The sequence below is a fragment of the Glycocaulis abyssi genome (assembly GCF_041429775.1).
In the GTDB taxonomy this organism is placed as follows: Bacteria; Pseudomonadota; Alphaproteobacteria; order Caulobacterales; family Maricaulaceae; genus Glycocaulis; species Glycocaulis abyssi.
The window spans coordinates 1,114,231-1,131,630 of record NZ_CP163421.1 but is presented as its reverse complement, the minus strand read 5'-3'; the positions used below and the strand labels follow the sequence as shown (position 1 = coordinate 1,131,630).

15 protein-coding genes are annotated in these 17,400 nt (G+C 63.8%); 11 read left to right on the top strand and 4 right to left on the bottom strand.

All coding sequences use genetic code 11. The features are described from left to right. The first annotated feature begins 2 nt into the window (after nucleotides 1-2). The 6 genes from hisD (at nucleotide 3) to hisIE (ending at nucleotide 5,645) form a co-directional block, all read left to right on the top strand. Entirely contained in the window at nucleotides 3-1,316 is a 1,314-nt protein-coding gene (hisD, locus tag AB6B38_RS05580) for a histidinol dehydrogenase (RefSeq protein ID WP_371394787.1), read from the top strand. Between the two features lies 1 nt (nucleotide 1,317). Continuing rightward, nucleotides 1,318-2,526, top strand: a complete 1,209-nt coding sequence (hisB, locus tag AB6B38_RS05575; RefSeq protein ID WP_371394786.1) for an imidazoleglycerol-phosphate dehydratase HisB — start codon at nucleotides 1,318-1,320, stop codon at nucleotides 2,524-2,526. Nucleotides 2,527-2,923: 397 nt separating this feature from the next. Continuing rightward, nucleotides 2,924-3,532 carry an imidazole glycerol phosphate synthase subunit HisH gene (gene hisH / locus AB6B38_RS05570; protein WP_371394785.1) on the top strand — a complete coding sequence of 203 codons (609 nt, stop codon included), beginning with the start codon at nucleotides 2,924-2,926 and terminating at the stop codon, nucleotides 3,530-3,532. A 3-nt stretch (nucleotides 3,533-3,535) separates the two neighbouring features. After that, entirely contained in the window at nucleotides 3,536-4,258 is a 723-nt protein-coding gene (gene hisA, locus AB6B38_RS05565; protein WP_371394784.1) for a 1-(5-phosphoribosyl)-5-[(5-phosphoribosylamino)methylideneamino]imidazole-4-carboxamide isomerase, read from the top strand. Then, nucleotides 4,252-5,019, top strand: a complete 768-nt coding sequence (gene hisF / locus AB6B38_RS05560; protein ID WP_371394783.1) for an imidazole glycerol phosphate synthase subunit HisF — start codon at nucleotides 4,252-4,254, stop codon at nucleotides 5,017-5,019. Before hisA ends, hisF begins: the two co-directional genes overlap by 7 nt. Further along, complete coding sequence (gene hisIE / locus AB6B38_RS05555) at nucleotides 5,016-5,645, top strand: bifunctional phosphoribosyl-AMP cyclohydrolase/phosphoribosyl-ATP diphosphatase HisIE (protein WP_371394782.1); 630 nt, start codon at nucleotides 5,016-5,018, stop codon at nucleotides 5,643-5,645. The genes hisF and hisIE overlap by 4 nt, the downstream gene beginning before the upstream one ends. A 16-nt stretch (nucleotides 5,646-5,661) precedes the next feature. Here the strand turns inward: hisIE and AB6B38_RS05550 are convergent, their stop codons facing one another. After that, complete coding sequence (locus AB6B38_RS05550; RefSeq protein WP_371394781.1) at nucleotides 5,662-8,259, bottom strand: M14 family zinc carboxypeptidase; 2,598 nt, start codon at nucleotides 8,257-8,259, stop codon at nucleotides 5,662-5,664. On the opposite strand from AB6B38_RS05550, the gene AB6B38_RS05545 reads away from it, so the two are divergent. Together AB6B38_RS05545 and AB6B38_RS05540 are read left to right on the top strand one after the other, a co-directional pair. Then, nucleotides 8,258-10,339 (top strand): TonB-dependent receptor, encoded by a 2,082-nt coding sequence (locus AB6B38_RS05545; protein ID WP_371394780.1) that lies wholly within the window; start codon nucleotides 8,258-8,260, stop codon nucleotides 10,337-10,339. The genes AB6B38_RS05550 and AB6B38_RS05545 overlap by 2 nt on opposite strands. Before the next feature lie 114 nt (nucleotides 10,340-10,453). After that, a complete protein-coding gene (locus tag AB6B38_RS05540) occupies nucleotides 10,454-12,109 on the top strand; it encodes a thiamine pyrophosphate-binding protein (RefSeq protein ID WP_371394778.1) in 1,656 nt (551 codons plus the stop codon). 142 nt (nucleotides 12,110-12,251) lie between these two features. Here AB6B38_RS05540 and AB6B38_RS05535 read toward each other — a convergent pair whose 3' ends face one another. Continuing rightward, nucleotides 12,252-12,425 (bottom strand): DUF4169 family protein, encoded by a 174-nt coding sequence (locus AB6B38_RS05535; protein WP_371394777.1) that lies wholly within the window; start codon nucleotides 12,423-12,425, stop codon nucleotides 12,252-12,254. Beyond that, entirely contained in the window at nucleotides 12,426-13,817 is a 1,392-nt protein-coding gene (gene fumC, locus AB6B38_RS05530) for a class II fumarate hydratase (RefSeq protein ID WP_371394776.1), read from the bottom strand. Nucleotides 13,818-13,917: 100 nt separating this feature from the next. On the opposite strand from fumC, the gene AB6B38_RS05525 reads away from it, so the two are divergent. Beyond that, the gene (locus tag AB6B38_RS05525; protein ID WP_371394775.1) at nucleotides 13,918-14,325 is read left to right on the top strand and encodes a RusA family crossover junction endodeoxyribonuclease; all 408 of its coding nucleotides are present in this window, start codon (nucleotides 13,918-13,920) and stop codon (nucleotides 14,323-14,325) included. 31 nt (nucleotides 14,326-14,356) lie between these two features. Beyond that, nucleotides 14,357-15,388 carry a zinc transporter ZntB gene (locus AB6B38_RS05520; protein WP_371394774.1) on the top strand — a complete coding sequence of 344 codons (1,032 nt, stop codon included), beginning with the start codon at nucleotides 14,357-14,359 and terminating at the stop codon, nucleotides 15,386-15,388. Between the two features lie 24 nt (nucleotides 15,389-15,412). Here AB6B38_RS05520 and AB6B38_RS05515 read toward each other — a convergent pair whose 3' ends face one another. Then, nucleotides 15,413-15,865, bottom strand: a complete 453-nt coding sequence (locus tag AB6B38_RS05515) for an SspB family protein (RefSeq protein ID WP_371395075.1) — start codon at nucleotides 15,863-15,865, stop codon at nucleotides 15,413-15,415. A gap of 153 nt (nucleotides 15,866-16,018) precedes the next feature. Between AB6B38_RS05515 and AB6B38_RS05510 the strand changes: the two genes are divergently transcribed. After that, on the top strand, nucleotides 16,019-17,395 hold the full coding sequence (locus tag AB6B38_RS05510; RefSeq protein ID WP_371394773.1) for a cytochrome P450: 1,377 nt from the start codon (nucleotides 16,019-16,021) through the stop codon (nucleotides 17,393-17,395). The last annotated feature ends 5 nt before the right edge of the window (nucleotides 17,396-17,400 follow it).

The window sequence follows — 17,400 nt, the reverse complement described above, 5'->3', positions numbered from 1 at the left end:
CGATGGCGTATCTCACCCGATATGTCTGGGCGGAATTGTCTGCCGATGAACGCGTGAGCCTGATGGCCCGGCCGAGCGATAGCTCGGATGCGTTCGAGGTCGCCGCGAAAATCCTCTCCGAAGTGCGCGCCGAAGGCGAAACCGCCGTGCGCCGCTATGCGCAATCGCTCGATGGCTATGCGCCCGAAGACTTCCGCGTGCCGGTGAGCGAATTGAAGGCCGCGGCGGACGCGCTGGACCCGGAGGACGCAAAAGCCATCCTCGCCGCCGCCGATGCCGTGCGCCGCTATCACGCATGCCAAGGATATAAATCCTATTGCCTCGAAACATGGCCCGGCGGGGTGGCGGAGCGGCGCGTCACGCCGCTGGAAGTGGCCGGGCTTTACGTGCCGGCCGGCACCGCGCCGCTTGTCTCAACTTTGCTCATGCTCGCCATCCCGGCGCAAATCGCGGGCGTCAGCCGGATCGCAATCCTCACCCCGCCAGTCGGGGAGGGCGGGCCGGACCGCACCATTCTTGGCGCGGCGGGCCTGCTTGGCCTTGATGAGGTGTATGCGCTTGGCGGCGCGCACGGGGTTGCCGCGCTGGGCCTCGGCATTGCGGGCCTGCCCCGCGCCGACCGCATTTTCGGGCCCGGCAATGCCTATGTCGCGGCGGCGAAGGCGCTGCTCGCGCAGAGCCCTGGCGGCGCGGCGGCGGACCTGCCCGCCGGTCCTTCCGAGGTCATCATCATCGCCGATGACAGCGCGGACCCGGACTTTGTCGCCCTCGATCTTCTGGCCCAGGCAGAGCATGACCGCCTCGCTCAAGTTCTCCTCATCGCTTTCTCGGAGCGGTTCGTCGACCTGGTGGAAGCTGCGCTGAAAGCCCGCCTTGAGGGTTTGCCGAGGCGTGACATTGCGGCGGCGGCTCTTCAGGTCTCGAAGGCATTCCTCGTACGGAACGAAGCGGACGCGGTGGCGGCGGCGAATGCCTATGCGGGCGAGCACCTCATCATCCAGACATCCGATCCGGAAGCGCTCTGCGGTGAGATCCGCCATGCCGGGTCCATATTCCTCGGCCCCTGGACGCCCGAAGCTGCTGGCGACTACGCCGCCGGGCCGAACCATTCCCTGCCGACCGCCGGTGCGGCGAGGGCCTATGGCGGGGTCAGTGTCGAGATGTTCCAGAAGACGACCAGCGTTTTGCGTTTCGAGGCCAGGGGCGCTGCCGCCATCGCGCCCACGGTCGAGCGGCTCGCCGCCCTTGAAGGGCTCGATGCGCACCGGCTCGCCATGGCGGCGAGGCGCGAGAAGGCGGAAGAGGGGAGGCTCTGACATGAGCGCCATTATAGACCTCTCTAGAACGGCGGGGATAAGGGCAGAACTATCCCGCACGGCCCTCCTTGCCCGGCTGTCGGATATTCTGGGGTGTGACCCTGAAGCGCTCGTCCTCGCTCCGAATGCTGCTGCGGCGCAGCAAGCGCTCACAGCAATGGATACACCCTTCGACGCCAGCCGTTTGCCTGAAGGGCTGGCGGCGCTGGAAAGCCCGTCGAAAGAAGGCGTTACGCTCTACCGGCTGGGCCGCGAGATCAGCGATAATGTGGTGATAGATACGCGAAATCCGGCGCTGGCGGCGAAACTCACCCCGGAATCGGGCCTGCCATACCCCATTTTCGGCCCTGAAATACCCTCCCGCCTCTCGCCAGCCGGAATCGCGTCGGCGAAAGCGCAGTGGGATCAGTATGTTTCGCTAATGTGTGTCAGCGCTGCGCGAATGGGTGAGCTGACCGGGGCGCAGGTGGATAGAGAGGGGGATAAACTCACCCTTTCTGGCACCGATAAGGCCGCTCTGGCGCAGCGCCTCGCCGCTTTGGGGCTGAAGCTGGAGGAAACGCCGGAGGGCTTCACCGCCTGGGTGTTGTCGCTCGCCGAAGCGAAGGCATTGGCCGCCTATCTGGGTGGTCTCAAAGCCCCGCGCACGGCCTCCATCCGCCGCACCACGAAGGAAACCGACATCGCGCTTTTCATCGATCTCGACGGTGAGGGCGGGCGGTTTGAAACCGGCGTCCACTTCTTCGATCACATGCTGGAGCAGGTCTCGCGCCATGGCGGCTTCCGCCTCGATGTGGTGTGCGAGGGCGATATCGAAGTCGATACCCACCACACGATCGAGGATGTGTGCCTGGCGCTGGGCGAGGCGATCGGTGTCGCGCTCGGCGACAAGGCCGGCATTGCCCGTTTCGGCTTTGCCCTGCCCATGGACGAGACGCGCGCGGGCGTCTGGATCGATCTGTCGGGGCGTCCTTACCTGCGTTTCGACGGCGAGATTCCCGGCGAGCGGGTGGGGGATTACCCGGTGGATATGTGCGTGCACGCTTTCCGCTCCATCTCCGAGACGCTCAAAGCCGCCATCCATGTCGAGGTGAGCGGGGATAACCCCCACCACATGATCGAGGCGTGCTTCAAGGCGTTTGGCCGCGCGCTGCGCCAGGCCATCCGGATTGAGGGCGCCTCTATCCCCTCCACAAAGGGGGTGTTGTGATGGGGCGCGGGGCTGGTTTGTCCATGCTTTCACCGCGCGTTTCACCGGCGAAAGCCGGTGCCCAGTTTCGTTTGCTGATGCTCCGCACATCCGTGCGTCGCTTCGGGCAAAAGTGCCCGGCGGCCGGTCGGCCTTGCGGACGGCGTTACGCCGTCCGAAGAGCGCGAACGCGCGCCCGCGACTTTTCGCGGAACATCGCAACCCGGATGCGTTGCGGAGCTAAAAGCTGGATCCCGGCTTTCGCCGGGAAAACGCAAGGGAGTTTGAACGGCAATATACCGTTGTCATGGCCCGGCTTGTCCGGGCCACCCATGCCTGAAAGCTCTGGATTACATGCACTTGGTAGGCATGGCTCCCCCGGACCGCTATGCGGCCGGAGGATGACAGAGGTGATGGAATGACCCTCGCGCTCATCGATACCTCGACCGCCAATATCGCTAGCGTGCGCTACGCCTTGAACCGGCTGGGCGTCGAACCTGTCCTTGCGGCGACACCGGGAGAGGCGGCCAGCGCGACGAAACTTATCCTGCCGGGTGTGGGCGCGGCTGGCCCCGCAATGCGGGCGCTGGAACGCTCCGGCTGGGCGGACGCGCTGCGATCCGATACCCGTCCGCTGCTGGGTGTGTGCCTGGGTATGCAGCTTTTATTCGGGGAAAGTGACGAGGATAGCGGGGCAGGTGTTCCCGTTTCGCTGCTGGGGCTTATCCCCGGCCGGGTGGAGCGTCTGGCTCCGTCTGATGCGGGTCCGTGGCCGCACATGGGCTGGAATACCCTCAGCTTTCAGCCCGGTTCAGACCCGCTTCTCACCGGGATAGAGGAGGGCGCCCATGTCTATTTTGTCCACGGCTTCTACGTGCCCGAAGGCGCATCAACTCTCGCCACCACCACTTACGGAACGCGGATAAGTGCGATGGTCCGCCATGGACACATTGCCGGCTGCCAGTTCCACCCCGAACGCTCCGGCGCTGTCGGGGCGCGTATATTGTCCAATTTTATCAAGGGTTAAGGCGTGAAAATCTATCCAGCCATAGATGTCCTCGAGGGGCGGGTAGTGCGCCTGGCAAAGGGGGATTTCGCCGCCGTCACCGACTATGGGGATGACCCCGCCGCCGTGGCCCGCGGCTATCTCGAAGCGGGGGCAGAATGGCTGCACCTGGTCGATCTTTCCGGCGCGCGCGACGGCAAGAGGCGGCAATTATCCCTCGTCGAGAGCGTCGCCGCGACCGGCATCAAGGTGCAGACGGGCGGCGGGGTGCGCACCGGCGAAGATATTGAATCATTGCTGGATTCCGGCGCATCACGGGTGGTGATCGGCTCGCTCGCGGTCACTGATCCGGGAAAAGTTTCGGGCTGGCTTGTCCGCTATGGGGCGCAGGCCATTGCCGCCGCCTTCGATGTGCGCATGAAGGGGGATAGGCCCGTCCCGGTGGTCAAGGGCTGGACCGAGGAAGCGGGGATAACGCTGGGGGAGCTCTTGCAAGCCTATCAACGCCACGGGCTGCGCCACGCGCTGGCGACAGATACCGGGCGGGACGGCATGCTGGAGGGTATAAATACCGCGCTTTATCAGAGCCTTGTGGCCTCCCGGCCGGAGATCGCCTGGCAGGCTTCAGGCGGCGTCGCCACGCTGGAGGATATCCGGCAGGCCAAGGCCATGAAAATGGGCGGAATTATCATTGGCCGCGCGCTCTTTGAGGGCCGTTTCACGCTGGAAGAGGCGCTGGCATGCTAGCCCGGCGCATCATTCCCTGCCTCGATGTGCGCGACGGCAAGGTGGTCAAGGGCGTGCGCTTTAAAGACCACGAGATCGTCGGCGATATCGTAGAACTGGCAAGGCTTTACGCAGAGCAGGGGGCCGACGAGCTGGTCTTCTATGACATCTCCGCCAGCCCAGAAGGACGCGAGGTGGAGCCCCTCTGGGTGGGCCGCGTGGCGCAGGTGATCGACATACCGTTTTGCGTGGCCGGTGGCATCCGGTCAGTAGCGGCGGCCCGTGCGCGCCTGCATGCGGGGGCAGACAAGATATCCATCAACACGCCCGCGCTGGAAAACCCCAATCTGATCAACGCGCTGGCAGAAGAATTTGGCAGCCAGTGTGTGGTTGTCGGCATGGATAGCCGCAAAATTGGGGGGATATATCGCCTCCACCAATATACTGGCGACCCGGACCGGACCCTGACCAGCGAACGCGATACGCTGTCATGGATAAAAGAGGTGATAGAGCGCGGGGCGGGCGAGATCGTGCTGAACTGCATGGACCAGGACGGCGTGCGCCAAGGCTATGATATTGAACAGCTAATTGCCGCCCGTGAGGTGTGTTCGGTGCCGCTGATCGCCTCTGGCGGGGCGGGCGCGATGGACCATTTCGAGGCCGTGTTCAAAAAGGCCAATGTTGACGGGGCGTTAGCGGCCAGCGTCTTCCACAGGAGTGTCATTTCCATCCCCGATCTGAAAATCTATCTCGCACAATCCGGCATCGAGGTGCGCCCATGAGCGATGAACTCTCCCCGCTTTCTGCGGAGCAAATCGACTTTGAAAAGGGCGGCGGGCTGGTGCCTGCCATCGTCCAGCATGCCGCTACCGGCGAGGTGCTGATGCTGGGCTATATGAATGCGCAGGCGCTTGCCGCAACGCAGGAGAAGGGCCTTGTAACCTTCTGGTCGCGCTCGAAAAACCGGCTCTGGACCAAGGGCGAGACGTCCGGCGATGTGTTGCGCCTGGCTGGCCTCGCCGCTGATTGCGACCGTGACGCGCTGCTGGTGCAGGCTCTGCCCGAAGGCCCGACCTGTCACCTCGGCACGCGCTCCTGCTTTGGTGATTATCCCGGCCCGGCGCTGGCTTTCATCGGCGAATTATCCGCGATCGTGGATAGAAGGGCGGATAGTTCGCCGGAGGAAAGCTATACCGCCCGGCTATTGGCCAAGGGAATCAACAAGGTAGCGCAAAAAGTGGGGGAGGAGGGCGTCGAAACGGCGCTCGCCGGCGTTTGCGAGGATAACTCCGCCCTGACGGGCGAGGCGGCGGACCTGATTTTCCACCTCATTGTCCTTTTAAAAGCGCGCGGACTATCCCTCAGTGATGTCGCGGAGGAATTGAAGCGCCGCCACGAAAAGACGTGATGGCGCTTACGCTTGTCTATTCAGCGGTTGGCCTGCGCCGGCCCGGATTGCGGAATGTGTCCCCGAAGAAGACGGCATTTGTCAGTACGCGCGCGGAGCCGCGGAAATAGGCGCGGAAATAGGGATTGTCTGCAAACAGGATCACCGCGCCGCGCCCGCTACGCTCGGCATGCACCGCGCCAAGCCCTTGTAAGGCTTGGATGTTTGCCTCTGACGCATAGCCCGACAGCAGCCCGTTGCGGCTGTAACGCACTGGAATCGCAAAGGGATTGTCTCCCATCGCAAAGCCGCGCGTGCTTTCGCGCTGCACTGGCAGGCGGCTTGAGGTGAGCCCGTAGAGCAGCGGATGGGAGAGATCCACATCTGTGCCGAAGATAGCGCCGGAGATACGCGCCTCGGTATCCCACTGGGACAGGGTGTCATAGGCGAGGGCATTATTGCCCCCATTATCCCCGCTTCTCTCCGCCCAGCTGGCAGCCGTGAGGCTGTTGCGGATGGCAAAATCGGCCCCGCCCTGAATGCCGATCAGCACGCCGCCTGCGCGCGTCCATTGCCCCAGCCGTTCGGCGTCGGCCTCGCCCAGCCCGCCATAGCCGCCATTGGGCAGGATGATATGGGTGTAGCGGCTGAGATCAGCGCGGGCGAACTCGCTGATATCAATCATGGAAACCGGCATGTTCAGCTCATGGTCGAACAGGTGCCAGATCTCGCCGGCCGCGCCCACATCCTGGCCGCGTCCGGTGAGCAGCAATATCTCCGGGCGGCGCACATTGCTAAGCGCGAAGCCGCCCAGATCAGAGCCCTGACGCGTCGCCCCGCTGGTGGCCGCGATCACGCGCACGCCGTCTCCGGCTGTCCTCTGGACAAGGGCGTGGACAGTTTCAGGGTCCACGTCCTGCTGGCGCACCTGAATGACGACCGAACCGCGCGGGACAGAGACCTCTCCATCCGCCGTGGTTACGCTGATGGCGTCGGGCACCATGCGGGCGCGGATGCCCGCCTCCAGGAAGCGGTAGAGCGCGCGCGGGGCATAAAAGTTAGTCCAGTCAATGACATAGGCATAATCGGTGCGCTCAGGCGCCGGGACGGCCCGGTCAGCCGGAGTGACGCGTTCACCGGCGAGGTTCGGGGCAAAGAGTCCGGGGCGAACCGCAGCAAAATCAAGGCCGTAGGCCAAAGGCTGCGTCCAGCCGGAGACATCGTAGAACTCGGTCATGTCGTCGATGATGCGGGTTTCGAAGAGAGCTTCGACCACGCGGAACTCGCGCTGGCGCACCTGTACTACATAACTGTTTGAGGGGTCGAAATCTGTATTGCCGAGCCTTGTGCGCTCTCTGAGGCGATGAATTTCGATGCCATGAACATCCAGCATATCAATGAAATCATTGAGCCTTCCAGAATCAGCAGAGCTGAAAACATAGGCAAGGTTGGGCGCGGCGTTCGCCAGCCGGGCGCTCTCGCGATAGAAATCGCGCTGGAAGGATAGAAGCCGCTCGCGATTGGCGAGGCCGGCCCGTATCAGGGCCAGGCCGACACGCGCCTGCTGGCCCACCTTCTCGTCGTAACGCAATGTTCCAAATTCGGTTTCCTGAACGATGCCGCGCACCGAGCTCTGCTCGAACAGGTACGGGACCGAGCCGACCAGACCGGGATAGCTGGAGCCATAGCCGAGATAGAAATCGTCGAACAGCTCCTCGCTGACATAGAGCGCGCCTTCGCTGTCCAGCTGTTCGCTGAGGAAGTTGTTCATGCGCTGATTAAGTTCAAGTCCGGCCTGCGAAAGCAGAGGGTGCAGGCCGTCGGGCGGTCCCGGAGAGAAGAAATAGGTCGTGTTCGGCCCCATCTCGTGGAAGTCACCGGCTATATTGGGCATCCATTCACGCGTCGCGCGTACCAGCGCCACCGCTTCGGGCTGGGTCACGGGTAGCCATTGCCGGTTCAGGTCAAACCAGTAATGGTTGGTCCGGCCCCATGGCCATTCATGGTAGTGCTCGCGATGCTGCGGGTCGGCCACCGGCACCCGCGCGCGGTGCATATTGGTCCAGCTGGCGAAGCGCTCCGCGCCGTCCGGGTTGATCGGGCCGATCAGGTGAATGACCGAACGGTCAAGCATATCAGCCACTTCTGCGCCCTGACCGGCGGCCAGTAAGTAGAGAAGCGGCATGATGACGTCGGAGGCCGAGGGCTCTGATCCGTGCACGCCATGCGTGAACTGGATCACCACCGGGTGGTCGTCCGGGATGGCGGCAGTGTTGCCGGCAGCGGAGATGGCATGCTGCGCCTCGCGGATATCGTCCAGCCGCGCATGGTTCTCCGGTGACGTGATTGTGACCCGCATGATGCGGCGGCCGAAATGGGAACGGCCTACACTGTCGACCGTTACCCGGTCCGATGCGGTGGCTATGGCCCGCATGTAGGCGGCGATCATGTCGGGCGTGTAGATGATCTCGCCGACGGCAAAGCCGGTTACAGCTTCGGGCAAGGGAATCGCAGGATCGTACTCGACATCCTGGCCGATAAGCTCAACTAACGGCTTGGGTTCATACGCCTCGGCGGCAGAAAGCCCCAGACACGCGCTCAGCATTCCCACCAGCACGAACCGGCAAAACATCATGGCATCAACCCCCGCAAGAAACGCCGTAACCCTAGGCTGGCAAGGCTTTGCGTCAAGCGCGATGCGCGCCTGTGCGCTGGTGCTGGCGGCGGCTAGCGGCAGCGCGATGGCGCAGGACGTGCCGGGCGGGGCGGCAGATGAGGTCATTGTCGTCAGCGCCACGCGCAGCGCGCAGGTCCGCGACAGCTCGGCGGTGCCGGTGGCGGTGATTGAAGCCGACACGATCCGCACCGTGGGTGCCCAGCACGTGGCCGAACTGCTCAATCGCGCGCCGGGGGTTCATATCCATCGCGGCAACGGGGCAGAGCATCTCACCGCCATCCGATCGCCGGTGTTGAGCGCTGGCGCGGGCGCGGGATCGTTTCTCTATCTTGAAGACGGGATTTCCCTGCGTGCACCGGCCTTTGCCAATATCAATGGCCTGTTCGAGGCGGTGGACGAGCTGGCCGGACGGGTGGAGATCATCCGCGGGCCGGGCGGTGCGGTCTATGGCTCGAACGCGCTGCATGGCCTGGTCAATGTCATCACGCCGGACCCGGCCCTTGCGGCCCGCCGGGCGGAGCTGGAGTTGGGCAGCTATGGGCGCGCGCGCGTCACGGCGGAGGCCAGCGGCGCAACCCGGCTTGGCGATGGCTATATCGGGCTTTCCGTGCGCTCTGAAGACGGGTGGCGGGACGATGCCTCGCTGTTTCGCGCCGGCCTTCAGACGCGTCTGGACTGGGGGCAGGGGGCGATGCGCTGGAGCGCGCGCGCCAGCATGATCCATCTGGAGCAGGAAACCGCGACCTTCGTGAACGGGTTTGAAGCCTATCGCGATGAAGCGCTGTCGCGGCGCAATTCAAACCCTGAAGCGTTCCGCGATGCGCGCGCTTTCCGGGCGAGCCTGCATGCCGATCATACTCTCTCGGCGCTGTGGAGCCTTTCAGGGGCCGTCTATGCGCGCAGCAATGATATGGAGTTCCGGCTCCACTTCCTGCCCTCGCGGGCGCTGGAATTTACTGGCCATGACAGCATTGGTGCGCAATCGGCGCTCACCCGCCAGACCGCGCGCGGCAGCCTGACCATCGGCGCGGATGGCGAGTGGACGCGCGGCTATCTGATCGAGGATCAGACCCTTCCGAGCTTCGGCGCGTTCCCGCAAGGCATTCACTACGATTATGACGTGGAGGCGCTGACCGGCGCGGTGTTCGCAATGGGCCGCCACGCCCTCACAGATGTGCTGGAAATCGAAGGCGGCGCACGGCTGGAGACGACGCGCTTCGACTACACCAACAACACCGATGATGGCGCGACAGGGCGCTTCCTGCGTCTGCCGGACCGTTCTGACAGCTTCACCACGTTTGCGCCCCATGCGGGGCTTGTGTGGCGCTTTGCAGACAATTGGCGGGCGTTTGCGCGTGCCGCGCGCGGCGTGCGTGCACCGCAGACCGATGAGCTCTACCGGCTGCAGCCCGGTCAGGAGATCGACAATATCGAGCCGGAAGTGCTCGACAGTCTGGAGGCAGGATTGCGCCTGTCGCGCCCTGACGGTCTGGCGCTGGAACTGACCGCCTTCACCATGGTCAAGCGCAACGTGTTCTTCCGTGATGCGGACGGTATCAATGTCACGGACGGGCGCACGACCCATGAGGGTGTGGAGATTGAAGGCGTGTGGCCGCTCACAGACCGGCTTACGCTTTCGGGCGCGCTCATTTGGGCCATTCACAATTATGATTTCGACCGCACGGCGGGGCAGGCATTCGAGGTGATCGAGCGCGGCAACCGCGTGGATACCGCGCCGGAATGGCTGTGGAATCTGCGGGCGAACTGGCAACCGGTGGACGCGGTTCGCCTCGAAGCCGAATGGGTGCATGTGGGCGAGTATTTCGCCGATGCGGCCAATGACGCGGTCTATTCTGGCCATCACCTCCTCAATCTGCGCGGCGCGATGCAGGTGCGCGGCGGCGTGGAGCTCTTCGCGTCCCTGCGTAATGCCGCCAATACGCGCTATGCCGAGCGCGCCGACTTTGCCTTTGGCGGCTATCGCTATTTCCCCGGCGAACCGCGTACCGTTTCGGTTGGCGTGCGGATAAGGGGATAGTTTGGCTGTCCTCAATCTCGCGAGTTGCGGCGAGGTGAGCTACAACGCAGCCCGAACTTGCCCCGTCCGCCGGTCGCGGCTAGCTCTGACAGGCCAGTAACAAGGAACACCTCCATGCCCCGTCAGACCGGTGCCCAGCACCTCGCCGATGCCTTGCTTGCCAATGGTGCCGATCTGGCGTTCGGCGTGCCGGGGGAAAGCTATCTGGCGCTGCTGGACGCCATATACGAGAAGGGCAAGGATTTCCGCTTCATCACCTGCCGTCAGGAGGCGGGCGCGGCCAACATGGCCGAGGCCCACGGCAAGCTGACGGGCCGTCCCGGCATCTGCATGGTCACGCGCGGCCCCGGCGCCACGCAGGCGAGTGTTGGCGTGCACACCGCGTTTCAGGATTCCACGCCGATGATCCTGCTCATCGGGCAGGTGGCGCGCGACATGAAGGACCGGGAAGCCTTCCAGGAGGTCGATTACACGCATTTTTTCCGCGATCAGTGCAAATGGGTGGCCGAGATCAATGACCCCGCCCGCGTGCCCGAATACATGGCGCGTGCCTTTGCCACCGCGATGAATGGGCGGCCCGGCCCTGTCGTGCTGTCCCTGCCCGAAGACATGCTCACCGAAGTGGCTGACGCGCCCGCCATCCGCCGGGTGGAAACCGCCCATGCCGCGCCCGCGCCGGGCGATATCGCCAAGCTGGAGAGCCTGCTGGCAAAGGCAAAGCGCCCGTTCGTGATCTATGGCGGCACCAAGTGGAGCGGCGAAACGGTGGAGAAGGCGCGCCGCTTTGCCGAAAACAATGATCTGCCGGTGGCCTGCTCCTTCCGGTCGAAGGACCATTACAACAATATGGGTCCGAACTATGCCGGGGATCTGGGCGTTGGGCCGAACCCCAAGCTGGTGGAGCGCGTGAAGGGGGCAGACCTGCTCATCGTGTTCGGCCCGCGTCTCGGCGAGATGACGACCTCGGGCTATTCCATTCTAAAACCGCCGGTTCTGGAGGGTCAGACGCTGGTTCATATCCATCCCGGCGCACAGGAGCTGGGACGGGTTTACCAGCCTGACCTTGCCATCAACGCCACGGTGGCGGCTGCCGCTGACGCGCTCGCCCACATCAAGGTGGATTCCAGTGCCTGGGCCGGTGAGGCCGCGGCCGCGCATGAGGAGTTTCTGGCGTTCTCGTCGGTCGTCGAGGTAAAGCGCGGCTTCAACCTGTCGAAAATGTTCTGCTGGCTGTCGGACGATCTGCCTGAAAGCGCGATTATCACCAATGGCGCGGGCAATTACGCCGCCTGGCTGCACCGCTTTTACCGCCACAAGCACTGCCGCACCCAGCTGGGGCCGACCTCCGGCGCGATGGGCTATGGCGTGCCGGCGGGCATCGCAGCGAAGATCGCCAGGCCGGACGCGTTGGTCGTCTCGGTCAATGGCGATGGCTGCTTCCTGATGTGCGGGCAGGAGCTGGCGACTGCCGCGCAGTACGGCGCGAACGTCATCTTCATCGTCGCCGATAATGGCGCGTACGGCACGATCCGCATGCATCAGGAGCGTGAGTATCCGGGCCGGGTTTCAGGCACGGAGCTGAAAAACCCGGACTTTGCCGCCTTTGCGCGAAGCTTTGGCTGCGAGGGGCTACGCGTGGAATCGTTTGACGATTTTCCCGCCGCCTTCGAGCAGGCGAAAAATTGCGGGAAGCCAGCGCTTCTTCACCTGATCTGTGATGTGGAAGAGATCGCGCCGGGCCGGACGATTTCGGCGCTGAGGGGCAAGTAGGGGGGCGTAAGCTCGTTTCTCGCCCCTCACTATCGTCGTTCCCGCGCAGGCGGGAACCCAGAGCCACTTCGCAACTGACAGAGCTTTATGATCGTCTGGATTCCCGCCTGCGCGGGAATGACGAGGAAAAGGCGGCTGCGACCTACCCCCGCTTCTTGCCGTCGAGATCGCGGGCGGCCTTGTCGGTCTCAGCCTTGCGTTTCAGTTTTTCAGCCTTCGTCTGGCCAAAGGCGGCGCGATTGGCGGCAGCATCTTTCGCTGCCGCCGCTCTGGCCTTGCGCTTGCGCGCGGTACGCAGATTGACGATTTCGCTCAATTATTTCGGGCCGATCATCTGTTCGGGGCGCACCACCTCGTCAAATTCTTCCGAAGTGACAAAGCCGAGCCGGATCGCTTCCTCGCGCAGCGTGGTGCCGTTCTTGTGCGCGGTCTTGGCCACCGTCGTCGCATTGTCATAGCCGATCTTCGGGGCCAGCGCCGTCACCAGCATGAGCGAGCGCTCCATGATGTCGGCAATGCGCGCCTCATTGGCCTCGATGCCGACCACGCAGTTCTCGGTGAAGCTGATCGCCGCGTCGGCCAGCAGGCGCGTGGAGGTCAGCACGTTGTAGATCATCACCGGCTTGAACACGTTGAGCTGGAAATGGCCCTGGCTGCCGGCGAACGTGACGGCGGCGTTATTGCCCATGACCTGCGTGCAGACCATGGTCATCGCCTCGCACTGGGTGGGGTTCACCTTGCCCGGCATGATGGACGAGCCCGGCTCGTTTTCAGGCAGGGACAGCTCGCCAATGCCGCAGCGCGGGCCGGAGCCCAGAAGCCGGATATCATTGGCAATCTTGAACAGCGATACGGCAAGCGAGTTCAGCGCGCCATGGGCCTCCACCAGCGCATCCTTGGTGGAGAGCGCCTCGAACTTGTTGGGTGCCGTGACGAAGGGCAGGCCGGTCAGCTTGGCGACTTCTTCTGCAAACTTTACATCAAAGCCTGGCTTGGCGTTGAGGCCGGTGCCGACCGCCGTACCGCCCTGCGCCAGCTCGTAAAGGGCGGGCAGGGCCGCTTCCACGCGGCGGATGCCGTTTTCGACCATGGCCACATAGGCGGAGAACTCCTGACCCAGCGTGATGGGTGTGGCGTCCATCAAATGGGTGCGGCCGATCTTGATGATGTCCTTGAAGGCATCCGACTTGGCTTTCAGCGCATCGCGCAGCGTCTTCAGGGCAGGCACCAGCGTGGAGTGCATCTCGCGCGCAGCGGCGATGTGGGTAGCCGTCGGGAACACATCGTTGGAGGACTGGGAGCGGTTCACGTGGTCGTTGGGGTGGACCGGGCTTTTGGAGCCCATCTCCCCGCCCAGCATCTCAATCGCGCGGTTGGAGATCACCTCATTGGCGTTCATGTTCGACTGGGTACCGGACCCCGTCTGCCAGACGACCAGCGGGAAATGGTCGTCCAGCTTGCCGTCTGCCACTTCCAGCGCGGCGGCCGCAATGGCATTGCCTTCCTTGGCGTCCATATTGCCGAGCGCCATATTGGCCTTGGCGGCACAATGCTTGACGACGCCCAGCGCGCGCACCAGCGGCACCGGCATGGTCTGGCCGCCAATCTTGAAGTTAATCAGCGAGCGGGCGGTCTGCGCGCCGTAATATTTGTCGGCGGGAACCTGAAGCGGGCCAAAGGAGTCGGTCTCGGTGCGCATGGCAGACATGGTGTTCCTCAGCGGGTCTGGTTTGCCCGTGCGGCTTGCCAGAGGGCCAAAGCGCGCGGACACTGGTGAATATAACGAATCGGGTGTGTAGCATCGGGCGATGACGGATCAAGCCGCTGACGGCCATGTGCTGCAGGATGAGGGCCTTGAATGGTCCGGGAGAGGGAAGGTGCAGGTAGCCACGCCAACAGGATCGCTTCATCTGCGGGTTGATGCGCTCACTTCGCAGTCGCGCCGCTTCAAGACGCTGATCGGGGAGTTTTTCCGCACCGAGTTCAAGCGGGTACGCCCCAAATGGGGCCCCTATGAAGTCACCATCATCATCGAGCGTACAGAAAACTCGCCCGTCCACGATGTCGACAATGTCGCCAAGGCGGTGCTCGATGCCCTGACCGGCGTCGTCTTCCATGATGATAGCCAGGTTGAACGCCTGCACGTTGAAAAAGTGCTGGGTGAGCGCGCGCGGGTGCGTGTACGCGCCGTGCCGCTGGTGCCGGAAGCCGCCTGAGTTTTCCAGCTTACCGGGAGGACCGTATAAAATGGCCCCCACTGATGCCGGGACTATGCCTTCCGAACTTGCGCCGGTCCTGTGCTTTGCGCTGGACGGGCATGGTGCGGCTGCACCGGCAGAGCTCGATGCGATGGGCGTGCCGGCTGGTGATACGCCGAAGGCTGACAGCAAGGGCAAGGGGCGCCCGCCCTTCACCTGGGTCCATTTGCAACGCGAAGACCCGCGTACACGCGACTGGCTGGAGACAGAGAGTGGGCTGGACAGCTTCCTTCAGTCAGCGCTTCTCGCCGACGATACCCGCCCGCGCTGCACCGTTCACGGGGAAGGGGCCATTATCATCCTGCGCGGGGTAAACCTGATGGAGGGCGCCGAGCCGGAGGACATGGTCTCGGTGCGGCTGTGGGTAGACCGTTCACGGGTGATCGGGGTGTGGGTGCGCCCGCTGCATGCGGTGAGGGACCTTGTCAGTGCGATTGAGCGCGGGATTGCGCCGGTCAGTCCGGGTGAGCTGGTGGCCAAGCTGGCCCAGCGTCTTGCCGATCGGATGGAGCCTCATGTCGGCGAGCTTCACGATGAGCTGGATACGTTCGAGGACGCCCTGCTGGAAGATGATGGCACGGTGGAGCGCGGTGCACTGGCGAAGGTTCGCCGCCGGGCGATCCGCCTGCGCCGCTATATCGGCCCGCAGCGCGATGCGCTGACTACGCTCTCTATCGAAGATTTGAGCTGGCTGATCGACCGGGATCGCTCGCGGGTGCGCGAGGCCGCAGACAAGACGACCCGCGTGCTCGAAGAGCTGGAAGCGGTGCGCGAACGCGCCGCGCTGATCCAGGACCAGATCGTCGAGGCGCGCGGCGCGAAAATGGACCGCTATATGGTGCTGCTGTCGGCGCTGGCGGCGATTTTCCTGCCGCTCACTCTTTTCACTGGTCTGCTCGGCATCAATGTCGAAGGCATCCCGTTCGCCGAGGAGGAATGGGCGTTTGCGGCCGTTACCGGGCTTATCGTGCTGGTGGCTGTGATCCTCACCTATGTCTTCAGGAAGATGAAGCTGCTCTGACGGGCAGCGCGGACCCTTTTGACCTCAGTCCTTCTTGCGGAAGGCGTCCAGGCTGACCACGGTGCCTTCTTCGCTGTCAGCGCCGCCACCACTGGCCGCTACGCTTGGCGCCGCGCCGTTGGCTGCGTCGGGCGCCTCATAGTCAAAATGCAGGTGGAAGCCGACGGCCGGATCGTGGAAGCGCGTTACCGCCCGGTAGGGGACTTTGAGGTATTTCGGTACGCCGCCGAATTTCAGCGTCACCTCGAAATATTCTTCTTCCGCCGCCAGATCCCAGAACTGGTGTTCCAGTACGACCGTCATCTCGTCGGGATAGGCTTCCGCCAGGCTGGGGTCGATGTCGCAGCCCGGATCAGAGGTCTTGAAGGAGATGTAGAAATGGTGGGCACCGGGCAGACCTTCCGGGCTCCCGGCCTTGTTGAGCGCCTGACGGATCACGCCGCGCAACGCGTCCTGCGCAAGCCGGTCATACCGCATCAGGTCCTTGCTCACCGCGTCTCCCCCTGCCTTGAGCTTCCTTAACCGAGCCTAGCCGACGCGTTCCTTGCGTCAATCGGTCAACACTGTTGGCACATTCGCCAATAGCCGGAGCGGCCTTGCTGCGCTAAACATCGCCGCATGGAAAAACCCATGCCAGCCAAGGGTGACACCGGTATGACGGACGGCTTTCAGCCTGCCCGGGTGACGCCGCTCGACCGGCCCACGAATCTTCTCAAAACCGGCATGATGATGCGGGACAATCCGCTCTCCATCCTGCCTGCTCCGCTCTTTGACAAGACGATTCTGACCGGGCCATATCTCGGCCGGTCGGTCCATCATCTGTCCGGTCCGGCGGAGATGAGGTCGGTTCTGCAGGACAATTTCGAGAATTGGCGCAAATCGCCCCTGATCCAGCGCATGCTGCGCCCTGTACTGGGCGACGCCATCCTGACCGCGCACGGGGAAAGCTGGCGGCGTCAGCGCATGACGCTGCAGCCTGCCTTCCTCAAGCGCCGCCTCGATCCGTTTGCGCCCATCATGGCCGAGGCTGCGGCGATGGTTGTTGCCCGGCTAAAACACCCGCAAACGCCTGAAATAATGAGCGTGATGAGCGATGCGACCTTCGCCGTTATCGAGCGCGTCCTGTTTTCTGATGTGGAGGGCTTTGACCGGGGCGAGGTGAGGCTGGCGATCGAGATATTGCTGGAGGAAATCGGGCGCATGCGCCTTACCGATCTTGCGCCGGTGCCTGAGTGGACGCCGCGCCTGATGACCGCGCGCGCAGGCAAGGCGCGCAAGGTTTTCCGGCGGGCGGTGGAGGGCCAGATTGCCCGGCGCCGTGCCGCCTCTGATGCCGGCACCGACCTGCTGGGCCTGCTGTTGACGGTGCGCGATGAGGAGACGGGAGAGGGCCTGTCCGACACCGATATCCGCGATAGCGTGATGACGTTTGTGGCAGCAGGCCACGAAACCACCGGCATCGCCCTGACCTGGGCGCTCTACCTGCTGGCCAACCAGCCTGAAGCGCAGGCCCGCCTGCGCGAAGAGGCGCGCGCCGTGCTGGGCGAGGGGCCTGCATCGGCAGAGCATGTCAGCCAGCTCTATTTCACCCGTCAGGTGCTGGAAGAGGCGATGCGGCTCTATCCGCCCGCGCCCATGGTGGCCCGGCGCGCGGTGCGTGCGACCGAGATATGTGGACGGCCTGTACGCAAGGGCGATGTGGCGCTGCTCGCCTTTTACTGTCTGCACCGGCACACCACGCTCTGGGATGATCCTGACAGGTTTGATCCGGATCGCTGGCTGCGCGACCGGCGGCCCACCGACCGCTACCAGTTCCTGGCTTTTGGCGGCGGACCGCGTGCCTGTATCGGCATGGGGTTTGCGATGATGGAGGCCATTATCATGCTGGCCACAATGGTGCGTGATCTGGCGTTTTTGCCGCAGGCCGATGCGCGCGCGGTCGAGCTAGCCATGCAGGTCACCTTGCGTCCGGCTGGCGGGCTTCATCTGAATGTCAAACCGGCGTGATAATC